The organism is Actinoplanes sp. NPDC051859 (genome assembly GCF_044452725.1).
Classification (GTDB): Bacteria; Actinomycetota; Actinomycetes; order Mycobacteriales; family Micromonosporaceae; genus Actinoplanes.
The window spans coordinates 381,219-401,989 of record NZ_JBITBX010000002.1; the positions used below are offsets into that span (position 1 = coordinate 381,219).

Sequence of the window (20,771 nt, forward strand, 5' to 3'; positions counted from 1 at the left end):
ACCACCTTTCCGCGGCCTGCCGCCGTCGTGTGCACCTGCTCATACCGGCCGGCCGCGCCAGGTCAGTCGACCACGGCGGCGCCGCGCGAACGACCGCGCCACGAGACCGGCGAAAAGCACGATCGACAGCGGCTGGGCCAGCGGGTCGGGCCAGGTCCGGCCGCCCGTCGCGGCCGCGGCGATCACCCGGCCCAGGACCCCGATTCCGTACGCGCACACACTCCACCACGCAAGATCCACATTGGTCAGGATCAGGGCGACGAGGGCGGTCACGGGCGGAGTCGCGTACAGAAGAAGGAGCAGGAGCACGACGCACGCCGCACCGACCGGCGACCCGAACGACGCCCACAGCGACTTGCCGTAGCCGTCGGCCAGCTCACGCCACGACGCGTACATGTGGCAGGTCGCCCAGCGTGACCCGTCGGCGAGCGCGACCCGCCCGCCGGAGCGTTTGACCGTCCGGGCCAGCGCGATGTCCTCGAGCACATCGGTGCGCACCGCCGCGTGCCCGCCCGCCCGCTCATAGCCAGCCCGGTCGACGACCAGCCACTGCCCGCCGGCGGCCGCCAACGACTCGCGCGGGGAGCGTTCCATCAGTCGCAACGGCAGGAACGTGAGCCACGACCACTGCAGCAGCGGCTGCACGAGCCGGCCCGCTCCCACGATCCGCGGGTACGGCGACAGCAGCGTGACCTGCGTCGATCGCAGCAGCGCCGCACCGCCGGCCACCGCGTCCGACGCCAGCACCACGTCGGCGTCGACGAACATCAAGATGTCGCAGTCGCCCGCCGCCGCGGCCAGTTGCGTGCACGCGTACGGTTTGCCGAGCCAGCCGTCCGGCAGCGGTGCCCCCGTCAGGAGCCGCACGCGGTCCCCGGCGACCCGGCGCACGACGTCCGCGGTGCCGTCGGAAGAACCGTCGTCCAGCACGAAGATCTCCAGGTTCGGCACCCCGCGCTGGCTCAGCAACGCCGCCAAACAGGGCGTGACCCGGTCAGCCTCGTCACGCAGCGGCAGCAGCACGGCAACGCGTTCGGTGACCGTCGCGTTCCGCGGTGGCCGACGCAGCAACACGGCATTGATCAGCGTGTGCACGGTCAGTGCACCGACCGGCAGCAGCGCCCACCACATCACGCGTCCCGCCGCGCGGCGGGGATCAAGGGGAGCACCACCGCACCCATGAGGACGCCGCCCCAGAGCGCGGACCAGGGCAGACCCAGGAAAACCGCGTGGGCGAGCACCGACGAAGCGTACGTCCACCACCACAGCGTCAGCATCGGGGCATCCCCGCGGCCGGGCGATCGCCCGCCGTGCCCCACCGCCACCGCCAGCACGGTCATCAGCAGCAGTGCGAAACCCAGCCAGCCCAGGTAGTTGCCGATCGGCACCCCGGGCACGCCCGGCAGGGCCGGAGTGGGGGAGTCCCAGACCCAGTAGCCCTCGGCCACCATCTGCGGATCGAGGAAAAGGTCCCAGGCGGCCAGGCCCACCGCGGCCAGCGCGATCCGGGCCGGGCGGGACCGAGTCAGGCGCACCGCGGCCAGCCACGCCGGCCAGGCCATCCACGTCCAGGCCAGCGGAATGATCAGCGGCACACCGAGCACCTTCGGCCCGAGCTGTCCGCCGTAGTCGTACGTGCCGAACGGGAAGCCGGTAGCCACCCCGACCGCCTCCACCGCGAACCCGCCGAGCGTCGCGGTAGCGACCAGTGCCAAGGCAGCCCTGGCGCCGCGGGTGAGCCATGCATGCGCGACCGACAAGGCGTACCCCAGCAGCACGGTGACCACCGTGAACCCGGCCCGGGTGTCACCACGGGTCAGCGGATAACAGATCTGCACCAGGACCAGAGCCCCGAGCAGGACCCACAGCGGGCTGTTCCTACGTGCTGGCAACGCCGTCCTCGGCCGGGGCGCGTTCGGTCAACGGCAGATCCCGGCCGAGAATCGCGAACGCCCGCTCATCGCCCGGGAAATACAGGTCCCGAAGAACGTCGGTGAACCCGAACCGGCGGTACAGGCGCCAAGCCCGCGACTGCAGCTCGTCAGCCTCCGGCGTCGACAGCAACACCGTCTCACCGCCCGCCATCGCCAACAGGGCCCGCAACTGGCGGGCGCCGATGCCGTGGCCCTGCGCGCTCGGGCGAACATGCAACTCGACGACCTCGAAACAGTCGACCAGCCAGCGTTCCCGGGCATCCTCATCCAACGCCGAACGGACCTGGTCATGCCACCACTGGCCGGGGCCGGACGCGTAGCCGTACCCGAAACCGGCGAGATGACCGTCGGTGGTCAACGTCGCCACCGCCCGGAAACCAGCCCGGCGTACGTGCGCGCCGATGTAGCCGCGGCGGGTCTGCAGCAGCTCGGCGCGGTAACCCATCGCCTCGCCGTACACGCTCACCACGTCGTCCAGCCGCCGGAGCATGTCGTCCGGCTGCCAGGGGACGAGCCTCATCGCTCTCCTTCCCGCCAGCCCAGCACGGCCCTGTCGCCGCTGATGCCCAGCACCGCGAACCGGGCGAACAGGTCCTCGGCGTACCAGCGCACGGCCGTCGTCCGCGCGATCACCGCGCGGTGCTCCGGCTGACGGTACGCGAACCTGGTCAGGTCCGTCGCGCCGCGCCACACGCTGACCGTGCCCTGCCAGCCGACCGGCGCCTCCCCGACCCCGAACCGCGCCAACAGGCCGGGCGCCGCGGCCAACTCCCGGGCCACCGGCGGTACGGCCCTCCAGAACGTCAACGCTTTCACAGGGCGCAGCCGAGCCCGAGTAAGCGCCAGCACCGGTCCGTCGCAGCGTTGCTGAGGCGCACCGAACGGCACTTGTCCGGACCAGGTCCCCCTGCTGGTCAGCGGTCGCAGGTCCACCCGGGCGGCCGAGGTGGCGATCGACTCCCACGCCACGCCCACCCGGCCCAGGTCGCCGCCGTCCGCACCGTCCCAGGCCACCACGGCGGCATAACGGGTCAGGTCGGCGTCGCCCGGGCCGAAGCTGGTGCCCGTACCGGTGCCGAGCAGCTTGCCGAAGCGCACTCCGGGCAACCGTCGCAAAACCCGCCGATCCTGGGCCATCCTGACGAAAGCCCGCCCGATCGCCCGCCGCGGCACCCGCCACACATGCAGCGTGACCAGCGGCGGGACGGAAGACATTCCGCCACGCTACTGTGCCGGGTCCCGCTGGCGGCCGACGGCCTTGGTGCTGGTCGTTTTGTCAGGGGCCGACGGCCTTGGTGCTGGTCGTGTTGTTAGAGGCCGACGGCCTTGGTGCTGGTCGTTTGTTAGAGACCGACGGCCTTGGTGCTGGTCTCCCATAGCCGAGTCGCCAGCGCCGGATCGGTCAGCCGTCGGTCCGGGGTAGTGACCTCATGCCCCACGTAATAAGCGCCGCTGCGCAACTCTTCCGCCGGGGCGGTCGCCAGCCACGCCAGCAGCGCCCCTGCCTTCTCCGGCGTGGTGAGAAACGGCGCGAGCTTGTAGAACATCCGGGTCACCGGGTCCGCGCCGAAGTTCGTCCGCACCACCCCGGGATGGAACGCCACCGACAGAACATCCGGCCAGCGCCGGGCCGCCTCGGCGGTGAACAGGATGTTGGCGCCCTTGCCCGCGCTGTAGGCCCGCCACGCGTTCCACCCCGCCGGGTCGCCGGTGAAGTCGTCCGGGTCGAGCCGGGTCGGCTGGTGCCGCCGGGAGGCGGTGTTCACCACCCGCTTGCCGCGCAACCGCTCCCGCAGCAGGTGGGTGAGGAGAAAAGGCGCGAGGTGGTTGCTCGCCAGGGTCGCTTCGAAGCCGTCCACCGTCTTCCGGTACGCCCCCAGCATGCCGCCGGCATTGTTCGCCAGGACGTCGATGGTCGGGTACGCCGCCAGTAGCCGGTCCGCGAGTCGCCGTACCTGATCCAGCGAATCGAAATCGGCCCGGAACTCACCCGGCTCGGGGCCGGTTGCTGCCGCCCGGATCGCTGCCATAGCCGCACTCAGCCGGCCCGCATCCCGGCCGACGACGACCACCTGATCGCCGTGCGCGGCCAACTCCTGCGCCGCGGCCAGGCCCACCCCGGAGCTCGCTCCGGTGATCACGATCGTGCGCATGCCCGCCTCCTTCGCCGCGGCTGCCGTACCCGTGCATCCTGGCAACCGGCGGACGACAGAATCAATGGTCTCCACTGTCGTGATCGGAGCCCGCCAGTCGCCCGCGTCGACATTCTGCCGCGCGGCCGGGCTGGCTGCATGCGGCTTGCTCGGCCTGGCTGCATGCGACTTGCTCGGCCTGACTGCATGTGGCTTGCTCGACCTGACCTGCTGCGCTGGCTGTCCGGCTTGTCGCTCTTTCCGCTGGTCTACGTCTCTCGACGGGCCCTCTTTGTTGCGTTGCTTTTTTGTCGGTGGGGGGTGTTACTCTCTCCGGTAGTTAGAACGAGTGTTCGATTGGTTCGAACGGTTGTTCTCCTCGGCCTGGCCGGTCGGGCGCCTGCTTCTCCTGGCAGCGCGCCACGACAGGGCCCAGTCCGGGAGCAGTCGTCAGCGGACCGGCCGGGCGCTCGACTGACTGATCGGGAGCCGCGTTCGCGGCGAGGCTCCCCGGTGCGGCGCCCGCGAAGCGTCGCACGCAAGGTCCGGGCATTCGCGGGTCCGGACCTGCACCAGGCAGGACCGTCGTCCGCCACCCCCGACCCCCGGGAGGCGGGCGACGGACCCGCCGGCGAAGTCCGGTCGGGTGTGGTGTGGGGAAGCTTCACACCCGGCCGGCAGCACCATCCGCTGTGCCTTCCTCCGCAGCACCCCGATTCGACCAGCACGTCGGATGCGATACACGCGAGGAGCAACCATGGTGAGCAACCCGGCAGTCGCCGTCCCGGAGGTCGTCGCACCCCGCCCGCGGTATCATGGCCTGGCGCATGCGCCCACAGCGGGAACGCAGGCCGCCCCGACTGTGCCCGCCAACCTCCTGCCCCACCGCACCCCGGCCCAACTCCTCACCGCGGCATATCAGGGCCTCGCCGAAGCAGCCCGCACCCGCCCCGACGGCCTGCGCTACGCAGCCTCCCACCTAGCCGCCCTCCGCGCCGCCGCCGCGGTTCTCGCCGCCCGGGCCAGACCCGCCGCCCCCACCCGCCGCAACCGCGTGACCAGCGTCTGGTCCCTCCTCGTGCTGGTCGCCCCCGAATTCGGTGACTGGGCCACCTACTTCGCCCTGGGCGCCGCCAAGCGAGCAGCAGCCGAAGCCGGCATCCCCCGCGTGGTCACCGCCCGCGAGGCAGACGACCTGCTGAGGGCTGCGGAAACCTTCGTGTCCCTGGTCCAGTCGGCCCTCGGCCTGCCGTACCAGCCCACCCTCGAGGCCGCCCCACCCATCCAGCCCAGAACCCCGCCACCCAGCCTTTCGGAACAACGGACCTCTCCTCCGTCGATCGGCGGCCCGCATCGCGAGCGAGTCGAGCAGCAGCCGGTTCGCCCGGTCGCCCAGCCCGCGAGTCGCTCAGCGGTTGCCCAGCCCGCGAGTCGCTCAGCGGTCGCTCCACAGGCCAGTTGCTCCGCCACTCCGCCGCCCGTTCGTCCCATCGTCCGGCCCGGCAGGCGCTCAGCCGCTTGACGACATTTCCCGAGGCAGCGGTCGTTGCCGGTGGCACGGTCGGCTGCGGTGAAGGGGCTGTCCCAGTTTGCCTGGGCGGCTGGGCTTATCCCGGGTGGCCGGGCGGTGGGGCGTGCCTGGGCGGGCGGCTAGGCCTGCCTGGTGGCCCCGGTTGTCCGGGTGGTCGGGCTTGCTTGGGCGGCTGGGCTTGCTTGGGTGGCCGGCTTGCCTGAGTGGCCGGGTTTGCCTGGGCGGCTGGGCTTATCTGGGCGGCTGGGCCCTGACGGTCGGTGAGGCTGGCATGTCGGCCGGAAGGTGCTGCTGCGGACGGCGCCTGCCTCCCGTGGCGTTGCTGCGCGCCGCAGCAACCGCACTGCGCAGGCAAGCGCGCGGGCAACGTGCGGGCTGCAGGGTGGAGATCTGAGAAGAATGTGGACAGTGGGGCGGAGCGATGGCCGGGCGCATGATCGGTGGGGCTGCGGCTCTTGCTGAGCTGGTGCGGTCTGCCGGTGACATCGGCGAAGGCGGGATGCATCGGGTGCTGCCGGTGCTTCCCGAACTGGGTGGTTTGCTGCCCGGCCGGGGGCTACGCCGAGGCAGCACCGTCGCCGTTGGTTTTGCCGCCGAGTCCGACCTTTCACGTCACGCCGACCTTTCACGCGGCGCCGGTTTCTCGCGCGGTGCCAGCTTTCCGCGTCACGCTGACTTCTCGCGTAGTGCAGGCCTTTCGCCCGGCGCCGACCTTTCGCGTGGTGCAGACGCTTCGCCCGGTGCGGGTTCCCCGCGTGGTGCAGACCTTTCGCCCGGTGCTGGTTCCTATCGCCGAGGGGGACTCGACCGGAGCCGCGGCGCGGAAGGTGGCCTGACAGCTTCCGAGCGGCGTGCGGCCTCGCCACCCGCGGCGAGGTTCGACCCTTCGACGGCTTCCGGGCTGGCGGAGGCAGCCTCGGCCTCCGGACCACCTACGGGTCCGCCGTCACCTGGGCCAACTCACCCAGCCCCGGCGCCGGTATTGCCGAGCTCGCGACCCGGATCGGAGGTCCCCGCCGACTTGGTGGCAGCGGCTGCCGGGGAGCGCGTTGCGGCCGAGTCGGCGGGGCGAAGGGGGAACGGGGCCACATCGCTCGAGTCGGCGGGGCGGATGGGGAATGGGGGTACATCGCTGCTGCTGGCCCTGCTTTCCGCTGCTTCTCATGCCGGATCGTGGTGCGCCGTGGTGGGTGTGCCGGCGCTCGGGGCGCTCGCTGCCGCGGAGAGTGGGATTGCGCTGGAACGGCTGGCGCTCGTGCCGAATCCGGGTCCGGAGTGGCCCACGGTGGTTGCTGCACTCATCGACGGGGTTGATGTCGTGGTGGTCGCCGTTCCTGGCGCCGTTTCCGCCACCGTCGCTAGCCGGCTCGTTGCCCGGGCTCGGCAGCGGGGGTGTGTGCTCGTGCCGTACGGCAGGTGGGACGGTGCTGATGTCACGTTGCAGGTCACCCGGGGGCGGTGGGACGGGCTCGGGGAGGGTCGGGGACGGCTGCGGCGGCGGGAAGTCACGGTGGTGGCTCGGGGGCGGGGGGCGGCGGCTCGGCCCAAGGAACTGACCATGTGGCTGCCCGGAGTAGGAGTTCTACCCGACTCTGGGAAAGACGGCGGTCGGGAGAAAAGCGATGGTCTGGGGAAAGACAGCGCCCGGGAGAAAAGCGACGGCCGGGAGGAAAGCGACGGTCTGGAGAAAGGCGAGCCGGAGAAGAGCAGCAGGCCAGCCGGTCTTTCGCTGGTGGATTCCCCGTGAGCGGCCCGCGGACGTTGCTGGTGTGGTGTCCGGATTGGCCGGTTGTCGCGGCGGAGATTGTGGACGGGATATCCGCGGCGGGGCCGGTTGTCGTGGTGCGGGGCAATCGGGTTGTGGCCTGTTCTGAGGCTGCGCGGGCCGAGGGGGTGCGGCGGGGGTTGCGGCGGCGGGAGGCGCAGGGGCGTTGCCCGCAGCTGGTGGTGGTGGAACACGATCCGGGGCGGGATGCGCGGGCGTTCGAGCCGGTGGTGGCGGCGGTGGAGGAGGTGGCCGTCGGCGTCGAGGTGGTACGGCCGGGGGCGTGTGCGCTGGCCGCGCGGGGACCCGCCCGCTATTTCGGGGGTGAGGAGCAGGCCGCCGAGCGGATTGTCGAGCAGGTGGCGCAGGCGTGTGCCGTCGAGAGCCAAGTGGGTGTCGCCGACGGGGTGTTTGCGGCTGGGTTGGCGGCGCGGGCGGGGCGGATCGTGGCGGCGGGGCGTACGCGGGAATTTTTGGCCGGGGTGACCATCGATGCGCTGGAGCGACCCGAGCTGGCCGATTTGTTGCGGCGGTTGGGGGTGGCGACGTTGGGGGATTTCGCGGCGCTGCCCGCGGCGGATGTGTTGAGCCGGTTCGGGTTCGATGGGGCGCTGGCGCACCGGTGGGCTGCGGGGCTCGATCATCGGCCGTTGGCGGTGCGGGAGCCGCCGCCCGATCTCGATGTGACCGGGATCTACGAGGAGCCGCTGGAGCGGGTGGACGTTGCCGCGTTTGCGGGGCGGGCGTTGGCCGAGCGGCTGCATGAGCGGCTTGCCGCGCACGGGTTGGCCTGCACCCGGCTGGGCATCGAGGCGGTTACCGCCGACGGTCAGGAGCTGCACCGGGTGTGGCGGCACGACGGGCTGCTCACCGCCGCGGCCATCGCTGAGCGGGTGCGTTGGCAGCTCGACGGCTGGCTGACCGGGGCCCGTCGGGGCGCGCCGACCCGGCCGACCGCGGGCCTGGTCCGGTTGCGGCTGGTGCCTGACGGCGTGCTTGTCCATCTCGGACTTCAGCCTGGGCTGTGGGGGGATGCGGGGGCGGAGCAGGAGCGGGCGCATCGGGCGCTGAGCCGGGTGCAGGGCCTGCTCGGCCCGGAGTCGGTGTTCACCGCGGTGGCCGGGGGCGGCCGGTCCGCCGACGACCAGGTGCGGTTGGTGCCGTGGGGCGACGAGCGGGAGCCGGCCCGGCCTGCCGCGCCCGCGCCGGCTCATGACTTTGTGGCGGTGGCGTTGCCCGGGCAGGAGGTCCCGGTGCCGAAGAAGCCGACAGTGTCGGACAAACGGCCGCCCTGGCCGGGTCGTCTTCCGACGCCCGCTCCGGCTTTGGTGCTGCCGCTGCCTGCGGCCGCGGTGGTGCTGGACGAGACGGGTACGCCGGTAGCTGTCAGCGCCCGCCTCGAACTGAGTGGTGACCCGGCTGTCCTGGCGTTCGGCGACGAGTGCGCCGAGATTGCCGGCTGGGCGGGGCCGTGGCCGGTGGACGAGCGTTGGTGGGCGCCGGCCGAATCGCGGCGTCGCGCCCGTTTTCAGGTGGCCGTCACCGATGGGCGGGCGTTTCTGCTTTCGCTCGCCGCCGGACAGTGGGCGATTGAGGCGATCTATGACTGACGGCAGGGTGTGAGATGGGCTTCTTCCACAATCCGCGGCAGCCGTGGGGCGAGTTGGAGAATGCCCTGACCGGTCGGAAGACCAAGCGGCATCTGCAGGTCGTCGATCCGCTCGCTGTCGACGGGGACGGTGGGGACTCGCCGGCGTGGAGCCGCAAGCGGCAGCCGTACGAGGCGCCTGCCCTGGTGCGTACCGTGGCCGAGGAGCGGTATGCGGAGCTGCACTGCCACACCAATTTCAGTTTTCTGGACGGCGCCAGTCATCCCGAGGAGTTGGCGGAGGAGGCGGTGCGGTTGGGGCTCAGCGCGCTCGCCGTCACCGATCACGACGGCTTTTACGGGGTGGTGCGGTTTTCGCAGGCCGCCCGGGAGCTGGGACTGCCGACGATCTTCGGCGCCGAGCTTTCTCTGGACCTGGCGAAGCCGCAGAACGGTGAGGCCGATCCGCACGGGCGGCACCTGCTCGCCCTCGCGCACGGGCCGGAGGGGTACGCCCGGCTGGCTCGGACGATTTCCCGCGGTCAGCTCGACGGTGCGGAGAAGGGCAAACCGGCGTACGGGGATCTGGAACAGGTTGCCGGGGTGTTGCGCGATCACGTGCTGGTGTTGACCGGCTGCCGTAAGGGCAGTGTGCCGCGGGCGCTCGCCGCCGAGGGGCCGCGGGGTGCGGCGCGGGAGCTGGATCGGTTGGTGAGCCTGTTCGGGCGGGGCAACGTCGCCGTGGAGTTGACCGATCATGGTGACCCGTACGACGGGGACCGCAACGATGTGCTGTTCGACTTGGCCCGCGAGCGCAAGCTGGCGGTGGTCGCGACGAACAACGTGCACTATGCGAGCCCGAAGCGGCGGCGGTTGGCGACCGCGCTGGCCGCGGTGCGGGCCCGGCGCAGTTTGGACGAGATGGACGGTTGGCTGCCTGCGGCGGGGGCCGCGCACCTGCGGAGTGGCGCGGAGATGAAGCGGCGGTTCGGGGCGTATCCGGGTGCGGTGGAGAACGCCGCGATGTTCGGCGACGATCTCGCTTTCGACCTGCAACTGGTGGCGCCGCGGCTGCCGGATTTCCCGATTCCGGAGCCGGGGCATACCGAGATGAGCTGGCTGCGGGAGCTGACGATGCGCGGCGCCCGGGAACGGTATGGGCCGCCGCAGGCGCATCCGAAGGCGTACGCGCAGCTCGAGCATGAACTGCGGATGATCGAGGAGCTGAATTTTCCCGGCTATTTCCTGGTGGTCTACGACATCGTGAAGTTCTGCCGGGATCAGCGGATCTACTGCCAGGGCCGGGGCTCGGCGGCGAATTCCGCGGTCTGTTACGCGTTGCGGATCACCAATGTGGACGCGGTCGAGTACGACCTGTTGTTCGAACGGTTTTTGGCACCGGAGCGGGACGGTCCGCCGGACATCGATGTGGACATCGAGTCGGATCGGCGCGAGGAGGTGATTCAACACGTGTACCGCTTGCACGGTCGGGAACATACCGCGCAGGTCGCCAATGTGATCTCGTATCGTCCGCGGTCGGCCGTACGCGATATGGCGAAGGCTTTCGGGTTTTCGCCGGGGCAGCAGGATGCGTGGAGCAAGCAGATCGACCGGTGGGGCAGTGTGGCGGCCGTCGATGTGGACGACATTCCGGAGCAGGTGGTCGCGTTTGCGAATCAGGTGCAGGGCTTTCCGCGGCATCTGGGTATTCATTCCGGCGGCATGGTGATCTGCGACCGGCCGATCATCGAGGTGTGCCCGGTGGAGTGGGGGCGGATGCCGGGGCGCACGGTGTTGCAGTGGGACAAGGATGACTGCGCGGCGGTGGACCTGGTCAAGTTCGACCTGCTGGGCCTGGGCATGCTGTCGGCGCTGCACTATGCCTACGACATGATCGAGTTGGATCTGGACCTGGGCGATATGCGGCTCGACGACGACGAGATCTACGCGATGTTGTGCCGGGCCGACACCGTCGGGGTGTTCCAGGTGGAGAGCCGGGCGCAGATGGCGACCCTGCCGCGGCTCAAGCCGACCGTGTTCTACGACTTGGTCGTCGAGGTGGCGCTGATCCGGCCGGGGCCCATTCAGGGCGGCTCGGTGCATCCCTTCATCCGCCGCAAGAACGGCGTGGAGGAGGTGACCTATCCGCACCCGCTCATGCGCAACGCCTTGGAGAAGACCCTCGGCGTGCCGCTTTTCCAGGAGCAGCTCATGCAGCTTGCCATCGACGTCGCCGGTTTCGATCCGGCCGAGGCCGACCAGCTGCGCCGGGCCATGGGATCCAAGCGGTCCGTCGAGAAAATGGAGAAGATCAAGCAGCGACTGTACGAGGGAATGGCGGCGCGCGGCATCACCGGCGACCTCGCCGACGACCTCTTCCTGAAGCTGTCCGCGTTCGCCAGCTATGGCTTTCCGGAGAGCCATGCGATGAGTTTCGCCTACCTCGTGTACGCGAGCGCGTGGCTGAAGCGCTATCACCCGGCCGCTTTCTGCGCGGCTCTGCTCAACGCCCAACCGATGGGCTTCTACTCGCCGCAGTCGTTGGTGGATGATGCCCGTCGGCACGGGGTGGAGGTGCGCCGGCCGGACATCAACGCCAGTGCTGCCGCCGCGACGTTGGAGTCCACGGCGACCACCCGGTGGGGTTCGGCGCCGGGCGAACCGCCGCACGCGTGGGGCCTGGGCGGTCCCGCTGTGCGGATGGGGCTGTCGAGCGTCCGTACGGTTGGCGAGGACCTGGCGAAGACGATCGAGGATGAGCGCCGCGCGCACGGGCCGTACCGGGATATGGCGGATCTCGCCCGCCGGACCGGATGTTCGGCTGCCCACCTGGAGGCGCTGGCGACCGGCGATGCTTTTGCGGGTTTCGGGCTGACCCGGCGGGAGGCGCTGTGGGCGGCGGGGGCCGCGGCGCAGGACCGGCCGGACCGCCTGCCGGGCACGGTCACCGGCCTGCAGGCGCCCACCTTGCCCGGCATGGACGAGGTGGACAAGCTGGTCGCGGACGTGTGGGCGACGGGGTTGTCCCCGGATTCGCATCCTGCCCAGTTCCTCCGCCCGGAGTTGACCCGGATCGGCGCGCTGCCGATCGCCAAGCTGGGTCGGGTCGAGGGGGGCACCCGGATCCGCGTCGGCGGCATTGTCACGCACCGGCAGCGACCGGCTACCGCAGGTGGTGTGACCTTCGTCAACCTCGAGGACGAGACGGGCATGCTCAACGTCACCTGCTCGCCGGGGCTCTGGCAGCGCTATCGGCGGGTGGCGCGGACCAGTTCAGCGCTGGTGGTGCGGGGGCGGCTGGAGAAAACCGTGGAGGGAGTGCTGAACCTGGTCGCGGATCGGCTCGACGCGCTCACCCCGCCGGTGACGCCCGCTTCCCGGGACTTCCGCTGAACGGACACTATATTTCCGTTCTGCGTGTGTGGCACCTTTTGTGGCGTACACCGGATCCGACATCGTACGACGGGGGACGACATCATGATCCGTACCATCGGCCTGTCCGCGGTCCTGGTCCTCGCCGGCGTGGCCGCGGCCGCCCCGGCTACGGCGGCGCCCGCCGCCAAGAAGAAAACCGAGCTGACCTTGAGCTACACGGCCGAGGCGGGCTATGCGGCGGCGGTGGTGCTGCGCTGCGACCCGGCCGGGGGGCCGCACCCCAAGAAGGGCAAAGCCTGCGCGGCGCTGGCCAAGGTCAACGGCAACCCGGCCAAGCTGAAGCCCGCCAACACCATGTGCACGATGGAGTACGCGCCGATCACCGCCGAGATCACCGGCAAGTGGCAAGGCAAGAAGGTCAAGTGGACCCAGCAGTACGGCAACCCCTGCGAGATGACCCGCGCCACCGGAGTCGTCCTCGCCTTCTGACGCGATCCGGGCGGCGCGGAGTTTCGCCTGCCGCACACCTTCGAGGGGCCGATACGCTGCGCTTGTGGACACCGCTGCGACGCGTACCCCCCGACCACCCGTCACCCCGCGCACGGCCGCCGTCTGGACCGTGCTGCGCCGTGAGCTCGAGCGGCACGCCGGGCGGGAACTGACCGTCGTGGACGTCGGCGGTGGGACGGGTGGCTTCGCCGTGCCACTGGCCGAAGCCGGACACCAGGTCACGGTCGTCGACGCCAGCCCGGACGCCCTCGCCGCTCTCACCCGACGCGCCGCGGACGCGGGTGTCGCCGACCGGGTCCGCGCCGTCCAGGGTGACGGCGACGCCCTCGCCGGGCTGGTCGCGCCCGGCAGCGTCGACCTGATCCTGTGCCACGCCGTCCTGGAAGTCGTCGACGAGCCGGCCGCCGTCGTCGCCGCCGTCGTCGCGGCGCTGCGTCCCGGCGGAGCGCTGAGCCTGCTGGTCGCCGGGCGGGCCGCGGCGGTGTTGGGCCGAGCCTTCAACGGCCACCTCAGCGCGGCGGCCACGCTGCTCGACGACCCCGACGGTCGGGCCGCCGGACGGGACACCGTGCGCCGGCGCTACGACGCGGAGACCGCCGAGGCGCTGCTCACGGCCGCGGGACTCACCGTCGAGGAAACCCAGGGCGTACGCGTCCTCGCCGACCTCCTGCCGGCCGCGGTGGTCGAAGCCGACCCGCAGACCATGCTCGACCTGGAGCTTGCCCTGTCCACCCGGCCCCCGTTCCGCGACATCGCCGCCCAACTCCACGTCTTCGCCCGCCGCCCGTGACCACCTCGGGCGGATCCGGGACGCCCGGCGCGTCGGGAGCGGCAGGTGGTGGGTTGCCACCGCTGAGTGCCGCGGCGCTGGACGTCGTGCGGCCGGCCTACGGGACCGGGAGTCTCGCCGAGCTGCTGCCCAGTGTCAGTGCCGTCCTCGGGGTGCCCGGCGCCGTGGACGTGCTGGGGCTGGGCGACGTGCTCGGCGGGGTGGATCGGATTGCGGTGCTGCTGGTGGACGGGCTGGGGGCGTACCAAATCCCGGACGCGGCCCGGCACGCGCCGATCCTGGGGCAGCTGCCCGGCCGGACGCTCACCTCGGGTTTTCCCTCCACGACCCCGGTCAGCCTGGTCACGCTCGGCACCGGAGTGCCGCCCGGAGCGCACGGCATCCTCGGTTTCACCGTCCGTAAACCCGACGGCGGCGTCCTCAACCACATCGCCTGGGGCACCGATCCGGACCCGGCGCACTGGCAGCCGATCCCGACCCGCTTCGAGACCGCCGCTGCTGCCGGGACTCGCGCCACGCTGGTCACCAAAACCGAGTTCGAGGGTACGGGTCTGACCGTCGCGGCCTACCGAGGCGCGACCTTCACCGGAGCCGGCGACCCGTACGCGCTGGCCGCCGCCATGCTGAAAGCGCTCGCCGAACCCGGCCTCGTGTACGGCTACCACCCCGACCTCGACCACCAGGGACACGTCAGCGGCATCGACTCCGACCCGTGGCGCTCAGCCGCAGCGACCGTCGGGGAGCTGGTGGCCCGGCTCGCCGACGGACTGCCGCCCGGCGCTGCCCTGCTGGTTACCGCCGACCACGGACAGCTCGACATTCCCCTCGACGGCCGCGTCGACATCGCCGCCGACCCGGCCCTGTCCGCGGGGGTCGTGGGCGTGGCCGGGGAGCCGCGCGTCCGCTACCTCTACACCCGGGCCGGCGCGGTGCCGGACGTGGTGGCGGCGTACCGGTCGGTGTTCGGGTCCTCGGCCTGGGTGCTCACTCGGGACGAAGCGGTCGCCAGCGGCCTGTTCGGGCCGGTGTCCACGGCCCATCTCGGGCGCATCGGGGACGTGGTGGTCGTCTGCCTCGACCACACCGTCGCGTTGGCCGGGGGCTGGGAGCCACCGGCGGTGGGGCGCCTGGTGGCCTACCACGGCTCGGTGACCGCCACGGAGATGACGGTTCCGCTGCTCACGGTCGCCTGATCCGTTCTGTCAGACCCCCTGGCTAGTCTGCTCGGCGTGGGACGCAGCCAAGCAATCGGGCAGGGGCGGGATCCGCGGTTCGGGCCGGACGCTGACGACGCGGGATGCACCATCCTGCACGTCGACATGGACGCGTTCTTCGCTTCCGTCGAGGTGCGCCGCCGCCCCGAGCTGCAGGGCAAGCCCGTCATCGTGGGCGGGGGAGGCCCGCGCGGCGTGGTCAGCTCGGCCAGTTACGAAGCGCGGCGTTACGGCGTGCGCAGCGCGATGCCCGGAATGCGGGCCAAGGCGCTGTGTCCGCAGGCCGTGTTCCTGCCGGTCGACTTCGCCGCCTACAACGCCGCCTCCGCGGCAGTCATGCAGATCTTCCGCGACGTCACCCCGCTGGTCGAGCCGCTCTCGCTCGACGAGGCGTTCCTGGACGTGGCGGGCGCCCAGCGGCTGCTCGGCAACCCTGCCCGGATCGCCCGGTCGATCCGCCAGCGGATCTTCGCCGAACAGCGGCTGACCTGCTCGGTCGGCGTCGCCGCCAGCAAATTCGTAGCTAAGCTCGGCTCGACCCGGGCCAAACCCGACGGCATGATGGTCATCCCGGCCGCCGACGTCCTCGACTTCTTGCACCCCCTGCCCGTCGGCGCGCTCTGGGGCGTCGGCGACAAAGCGGCAGCCCAGCTGCAGCGGCTCGGCCTGATGACCGTCGCCGACCTCGCCCGAGCCCCGCTGCGCATGCTGCGCAGTGCCGTTGGCGAAGCCTCCGCCGCGCACCTGCACGAGCTGTCCTGGGGCCGCGACCCGCGCCGGGTGGTCGCCGAGCACGAAGAGAAGTCGATCGGCGCCGAGCTGACCTATGACACCGACGTCACCGACCACACCGCGGTGCGGCGCAGCATGCTCGCCCTCTCCGAGAAGGTGGGCGGACGGCTGCGCGCAAGCGGCCACGTCGGGCGGACGGTGTCTATTAAGATCCGGCTCGCCGATTTCCGCACAGTCAGCCGTTCCCGCACGATGCGGACGACCACCGATGTGGCCCGCGAGATTTTCGAGATTTCTTGGGCCCTGTTTCAGGCGCTGCATCCCGAGGATCCGATCCGCCTCGTCGGCGTCCGAGTCGACGGCCTGAGCGCCGCGGCCGGCGCATCACGGCAGCTCACACTGGGTGAGCCGGAGCGCGGCTGGCGAGAGGCGGAGGCCGCAGCCGACGCCGCCGCGGCGCGGTTCGGGCGCTCCATCGTCGGACCGGCCAGTCTTTTGCCGACAAACCGACCACCGGCCGACCGAAAATCACCCGCACTCGACGGTCGTCCCGCTTTCCGACCCGGCAACCCCCTCGTAGACTTGCGGTAAGGCAGCCGGACGGCTGCCTTCAGCACCATCGGCCCGCCCGCACACCGCCGGAGGGCCGGACATGCGCCCGGGGAGGAATGCCGTGCCGCTCTCGGAGCACGAGCAGCGGCTGTTCGATCAGATCGAGCGGTCGCTTGCCGAGGACCCCAAGTTCGCCTCGGCTGTGCGCAACAGTGACCCGCGCTTCCACGCCCGTCGCCGGCTCGTCGCCGGCGCTTTCGTGATCGCCCTGGGTCTCGCACTGGTGGTCTACGGCACGGTGAGCAGCAATACGCCGCTCGGCGTGGCCGGCTTCGTGGTCATGCTCTCCGCGGCCGCGTTCGCCATGCAGACCCGTCGCAAGGGCCAAGCCCCCGACCTGCACGCCGTGGGCGGCACCGCCACTCGCCGGACCCGGCAGACCCGCAAGTCGGGCATCCTCGACCGCCTCGAGGACCGCTGGCGGCAGCGCCCCGAGGGTCACCGCTAACTCAGGGCGACCTACGGCGACACGATGGCGGCCAGCTGGCCGCCATCGCCATATCTGCCCTCTCGTCACCGACGATGAGCCGGCCGCCACTGAACGCTGCCCTGACCCGTCCTTCGCTCCGTGCCGGCCACGACCCGGCAAGCGATCGGGTCTCAAGCCGTGGACGTCCTGTGAGCAACGGCTTCGGACATCGCCCAGTCGTCATCGTCCAGATCCGCAGGAAACGACCTTTCCTGCCGCTCGCGCCGAGCCTGTGGCCGGTCGTCGGGCGATGTCCTCGGCGGCCGCTGGCACCTCCGGCGCAAGTCACTTGCGTGCCGCCAGCACCTCGACGCCAACCAGAGGGTTATCAACTGCCTTTCATGGTGTTAGCGGGTGCGGTTGGCTAGGAGGCGGCGGGGACTGAAGCGGACCAGGATGTCCCGACCGCGGCTGAAAGATGTCATCCAACGGCCGGACAGGTCGGCCAGGCCCATGCGCCACCGGAGCATCACCGAGGGCGGCAGGAGGACCGCCGTCACCCGGGTGCGGCGGGTGGAGGTCCGGGCCACGCCCTTGCGGACCTGGGTGAGGGCGGCCGTCAAACCCTCGCCCTGCAGGGGGCGGCGGGCATACCGGGCGCGTTCCTCAGCGTGGCCCAAGAGGGTGGCACCGTCGGCTGCCGGGCTGCCGGTCAGGTCGGCTTCGCGGACCAGGCGTTCGGCCGTGTGCCGGGGCGTCTCGGTCGGGTCGACCATGACCCGGTAGTCGACCATGGTGTCGACGAGCTCGTCCCAGGCGGCGTGGGCGTCTTCGCGGGCCCGAGCCGACTCGGTTGTCACCGTAACGTCGAAGCTGCCGGGAGTGGCTGCTGCCGTCGTGGTCGGCGCCGGAGTGGGGGCCGTTGCCGCGTGGCGGCGGTTGCGGACGAGGACCCGACGCAGGGCCGGGACCAGCAGCAGCGCCAGCACAAGAGCGGCCAGGCCGGCGATCAGCAGGCCAGTGGTGGAGCCGCCCGAGGCGCCCGCGTCGGCGGCCGGGTCCAGGCCACCCGCGTCGACGTCGCGGTCGGGCCGGTTGGCGCCGCCCGGAGCGGCGGATCCGGTCGCGCCGGGTGCCGCGGAGGCGGTCGCCGTGGCCGAGGGCGCTTCGGTCTGGTCGACGTCGGGCGCGTACTCGGAGCGGGTGGAGCCGACGATCGCTGACGCCGGGGTGGCGTCGAAGGGGATCCAGCCGAAGCCGTTGAGGAAGACCTCGGTCCAGGCGTGGGCGTTGCGGTTGGTGATCACGTACGCGTCGCCGTCACGGCCGCTGCCGCGGGTGAAGCCGAACGCGACCCGGGCCGGGATGCCGGCTTCGCGGGCCATCCAGGCGAGCGCGGCCGCGTACTGCTGGCAGTAGCCCGACTTGTTGTCCAGGAACGAGGAGATGGCGGAGGCGCCGACGTCGGGATCCGCGAGGCGCAGGCTGTAGCCGAACCCGTTCTCGCGGGAGAAATGCTCGTATAGCGCCATGATCTTGTCGTACTCGGTGTCTTTGCCCCTGATAAGGCGGGTGACCAGGGCTTTCACCTTGGGATCACCGGGGGTGGCGGTGAACTGTCCGCGCAGGGCGCTGTCCGCGGGCAGCGGGCCGGCCGTGCGCAGCTGGTCCGCGGTGTACTTCGCACGGACGTATTCGAAGGAGTACTTCTGTCCCTTGGTGGTGCTGCGGTTCGAGAAGACGACCTGGGCGTTCGGGTCGTACAGCCAGTTGCCCTTGAGACCGTCAAGATCGATGGTGGTGGAGTAGACCGGAGCCAGGTTCTGCGCGAAGTTGTTGAGGATCTCGACCTCGGCGCGGTACTGGTTGAAGTTGCCACCGCCGGTGGTGCTGTTCAGCCGTGGGTCGCTGAAGCCGCGGCCCACGGACTCTCCGGCCGGCGCCCGGTTGGCGAAACCTTTGTCGCTGAGCTCGTCCGCCGTACCGAAACGCAGGTAGAACGGGTCCGGCTCGTCAGTGCGGACCTTGACGAAGTCGACGGTCTGCCCCTGGTTGAGGTTGCCGGAGAGCGAAGCGAACAGGTTGATCTTCCCGTTGTTGCCGCCGGCACCGCCGCCCACTCCGGGGCCGACCTGGGTGAGTCGGTTCAGCAGACCGGTGTCGAGACCGGGCACGATCAGCGGAAGGAGGACGGCGGCGGCGACACCGATGACGGCGAGCCGGCGCCCGGCCGCAGCCAGTGGCGACGGCTCCCACACGTCGACGTCCCGGCCGTCGCCGGTGAACCGGCGGCCGAAGCGGCGCACCCGGTCGACGTTGTCGGCGACCAGCAGCCAGAGGTAGCCGATGGCGCCCACGATGAAGGGGAAGACCGGCACACTGTCGATGTAGACCGCGACCGGCACCGAATAGATGGCCAGCATCGGCAGGCCGGCCAGCGCCGGGCGGCGGGCCACCACGGTGAGCAGGTCCACGGCGATGGCGACCGCGCCGATGCCGAGGGTGGCGATGAAGAGCAGGCCGTCCCGGTCCGGCACCGGTACGCCGTACGCCCGGGTGTCGTTGCCGGCCGCGGTGAACAGCTCGCCGAAGTGTTGGAAGGTCGCCGGCGTCGGGATCAGCGACAGCAGCTCGCTGCCGCTGGGGAACATCCAGGTCAGGGTGAGCAACAGGACCAGCACCATGCTGGTGACCTGCGACCAGGTGGGCAGCCGCAGACTGCGGGTCAGCACGGCCGCACCGGCGACCAGGCCGACCGCGAGAATGCACTGCAGCAGCCAGGTCCAGGTGTCGAAGATCGCCGACAGGGGTGCCGCGGAGAGCAGTGTGGCTCCCGCGGCAACCAGTCCTAGTCGTCGTTGCCCGGTCACAGCAGAACTCCTGTCGTCACAGGCCGGATACGGTCTCGGCCATCGGCGCACGGTAGGCGAAGCCCTGTGAGCCCCGCCCGGTCGCCGGCCACAGCGCGGCCAGCGAGTCGCTGTGCTTGACCGGCAGCGACCGCCAGCCGCTGCGGACCAGGGCGAGCGACGTCGCCGCGTGCTGCCGCTCCGCCTCCTGCCGGTCGCCGGGTGTCATGTTGATCCACGTGGAGCTGTCGATGGCGAAGCCGATGCAGGTGGCGCCGTGGCTGCGCATCCCGGTCAGCACCTCCGCCTCGGTCACGGTGAGCGAGCCGAACAGGCCGATGATGAGGCCGCCGTCGGTGCGCCGCCGGACCAGTTCGACGAGTCCGCCCAGGTCGCCGTGCTGGGTCAGTTTGACGTCGGCGAGGGTGTCGAGGATGGCCCCTTCACCGCCGTGTTCGATGGCGTCGAGGTCGACGCCCGTACCCGTCACCAGGCGCAGCTTGTAACCGGCGTGCCGGAGGTGGACCGCGATGCTGGCCGCCGCCGAGACCGCCCACTCGAAGCTGGCAGCCGGCCCGTCGCCCTGGTGGGCGTAGAGCCGAGTGTCGAGGACGACCGTCGCGCGGGCCTCCCACGGCTGCTCCTCCCGGCGCACCATCAACTCGCCGGTACGGGCGGTGGACCGCCAGTGCACGCGGCGCAGATCGTCGCCGCGACGGTACTCCCGGGTGGCCGCGTCGTCCTCGCCGTGCACCGCGACCGAACGGGCGCGACTTTCACCGCTGCCGGCGTACTCGCCGGCGAGGCGAACCGCGGGCAGCGCCACGACCTCGGGGATGACGGTGAGCTTGTCGACGCTGGGGAAGGACCGGCTGAGCTCGCACAGGCCGAACGGGTCGGTCAGCCGGATGACCAGCGGGCCGATCGGGTAACGGCCGCGGATGTCGGCGCGCACCGTGTACGCGACGGAGCTCGCCATGTTCGCGGCGAGCCGTTCCAGCACGACCCGGGGACGGCTGCCCAGGGCGTACGGCAGCCGGTCCTCCATGAGCAGCGTGCCGGTGGGCAGCCGGGACAGGTTCTCCAGGCGCAGCACGACCCGCGCGCTGGAGCCGACCGGCGCCCGGCCCGGTTCCAGCGATCGGGTGCACGCCAGCTTGTACCGGCTGCGTCCTACGTACGCCGCGGCAAGCAACGGCAGCGCGGCCAGCAGGATCGCGACGCGCAGCAGGTCCTTCTCGCCGAGGATGAAGGCGGAGAGCGCGGCGGCACCCGCGGCAGCCAGGAACGAGCGGCCGCGGGTGGTCATGCCCCGCAGGGCCTCCCGCAT

At 71.2% G+C, this 20,771-nt stretch carries 15 protein-coding genes and 1 pseudogene; 9 read left to right on the forward strand and 7 right to left on the reverse strand.

Annotation, left to right across the window (positions count from 1 at the left end; all coding sequences use genetic code 11):
• Nucleotides 1–39: 39 nt before the first annotated feature.
• From ACIA1L_RS05770 to ACIA1L_RS05790, 5 genes are all read right to left on the reverse strand, one after another.
• Nucleotides 40–1,131 (reverse strand): glycosyltransferase, encoded by a 1,092-nt coding sequence (locus tag ACIA1L_RS05770; RefSeq protein ID WP_396071348.1) that lies wholly within the window; start codon nucleotides 1,129–1,131, stop codon nucleotides 40–42.
• Nucleotides 1,131–1,892, reverse strand: a complete 762-nt coding sequence (locus ACIA1L_RS05775; RefSeq protein WP_396071349.1) for a carotenoid biosynthesis protein — start codon at nucleotides 1,890–1,892, stop codon at nucleotides 1,131–1,133. Before ACIA1L_RS05775 ends, ACIA1L_RS05770 begins: the two co-directional genes overlap by 1 nt.
• On the reverse strand, nucleotides 1,879–2,454 hold the full coding sequence (locus tag ACIA1L_RS05780) for a GNAT family N-acetyltransferase (protein WP_396071350.1): 576 nt from the start codon (nucleotides 2,452–2,454) through the stop codon (nucleotides 1,879–1,881). Before ACIA1L_RS05780 ends, ACIA1L_RS05775 begins: the two co-directional genes overlap by 14 nt.
• Nucleotides 2,451–3,149 carry a monooxygenase gene (locus ACIA1L_RS05785; protein ID WP_396071351.1) on the reverse strand — a complete coding sequence of 233 codons (699 nt, stop codon included), beginning with the start codon at nucleotides 3,147–3,149 and terminating at the stop codon, nucleotides 2,451–2,453. Before ACIA1L_RS05785 ends, ACIA1L_RS05780 begins: the two co-directional genes overlap by 4 nt.
• Nucleotides 3,150–3,277: 128 nt before the next feature.
• A complete protein-coding gene (locus ACIA1L_RS05790; RefSeq protein WP_396071352.1) occupies nucleotides 3,278–4,087 on the reverse strand; it encodes an SDR family NAD(P)-dependent oxidoreductase in 810 nt (269 codons plus the stop codon).
• A gap of 736 nt (nucleotides 4,088–4,823) precedes the next feature.
• On the opposite strand from ACIA1L_RS05790, the pseudogene ACIA1L_RS05795 reads away from it, so the two are divergent.
• From ACIA1L_RS05795 to ACIA1L_RS05835, 9 genes and pseudogenes are all read left to right on the forward strand, one after another.
• A pseudogene (locus ACIA1L_RS05795) lies at nucleotides 4,824–5,339 on the forward strand (SAV_6107 family HEPN domain-containing protein); the annotation flags it as partial.
• Between the two features lie 1,240 nt (nucleotides 5,340–6,579).
• Complete coding sequence (locus tag ACIA1L_RS05800) at nucleotides 6,580–7,344, forward strand: hypothetical protein (protein ID WP_396071770.1); 765 nt, start codon at nucleotides 6,580–6,582, stop codon at nucleotides 7,342–7,344.
• The gene (locus tag ACIA1L_RS05805) at nucleotides 7,341–8,972 is read left to right on the forward strand and encodes a DNA polymerase Y family protein (protein ID WP_396071353.1); all 1,632 of its coding nucleotides are present in this window, start codon (nucleotides 7,341–7,343) and stop codon (nucleotides 8,970–8,972) included. The genes ACIA1L_RS05800 and ACIA1L_RS05805 overlap by 4 nt, the downstream gene beginning before the upstream one ends.
• Before the next feature lie 14 nt (nucleotides 8,973–8,986).
• Nucleotides 8,987–12,343 carry an error-prone DNA polymerase gene (locus ACIA1L_RS05810; RefSeq protein ID WP_396071354.1) on the forward strand — a complete coding sequence of 1,119 codons (3,357 nt, stop codon included), beginning with the start codon at nucleotides 8,987–8,989 and terminating at the stop codon, nucleotides 12,341–12,343.
• Nucleotides 12,344–12,427: 84 nt separating this feature from the next.
• On the forward strand, nucleotides 12,428–12,814 hold the full coding sequence (locus ACIA1L_RS05815) for an SSI family serine proteinase inhibitor (protein WP_396071355.1): 387 nt from the start codon (nucleotides 12,428–12,430) through the stop codon (nucleotides 12,812–12,814).
• Nucleotides 12,815–12,878: 64 nt separating this feature from the next.
• The gene (locus ACIA1L_RS05820; protein ID WP_396071356.1) at nucleotides 12,879–13,625 is read left to right on the forward strand and encodes a methyltransferase domain-containing protein; all 747 of its coding nucleotides are present in this window, start codon (nucleotides 12,879–12,881) and stop codon (nucleotides 13,623–13,625) included.
• On the forward strand, nucleotides 13,622–14,818 hold the full coding sequence (locus ACIA1L_RS05825) for an alkaline phosphatase family protein (protein ID WP_396071357.1): 1,197 nt from the start codon (nucleotides 13,622–13,624) through the stop codon (nucleotides 14,816–14,818). Before ACIA1L_RS05820 ends, ACIA1L_RS05825 begins: the two co-directional genes overlap by 4 nt.
• A 36-nt stretch (nucleotides 14,819–14,854) precedes the next feature.
• A complete protein-coding gene (locus ACIA1L_RS05830; protein ID WP_396071358.1) occupies nucleotides 14,855–16,162 on the forward strand; it encodes a DNA polymerase IV in 1,308 nt (435 codons plus the stop codon).
• Nucleotides 16,163–16,244: 82 nt separating this feature from the next.
• Nucleotides 16,245–16,631, forward strand: coding sequence for a DUF3040 domain-containing protein (locus ACIA1L_RS05835; RefSeq protein WP_396071359.1), 387 nt, complete (start codon nucleotides 16,245–16,247; stop codon nucleotides 16,629–16,631).
• Between the two features lie 368 nt (nucleotides 16,632–16,999).
• Here the strand turns inward: ACIA1L_RS05835 and ACIA1L_RS05840 are convergent, their stop codons facing one another.
• On the reverse strand, nucleotides 17,000–19,462 hold the full coding sequence (locus ACIA1L_RS05840) for a DUF3488 and DUF4129 domain-containing transglutaminase family protein (protein ID WP_396071360.1): 2,463 nt from the start codon (nucleotides 19,460–19,462) through the stop codon (nucleotides 17,000–17,002).
• 16 nt (nucleotides 19,463–19,478) lie between these two features.
• Nucleotides 19,479–20,771 carry a DUF58 domain-containing protein gene (locus ACIA1L_RS05845; RefSeq protein WP_396071361.1) on the reverse strand — a complete coding sequence of 431 codons (1,293 nt, stop codon included), beginning with the start codon at nucleotides 20,769–20,771 and terminating at the stop codon, nucleotides 19,479–19,481.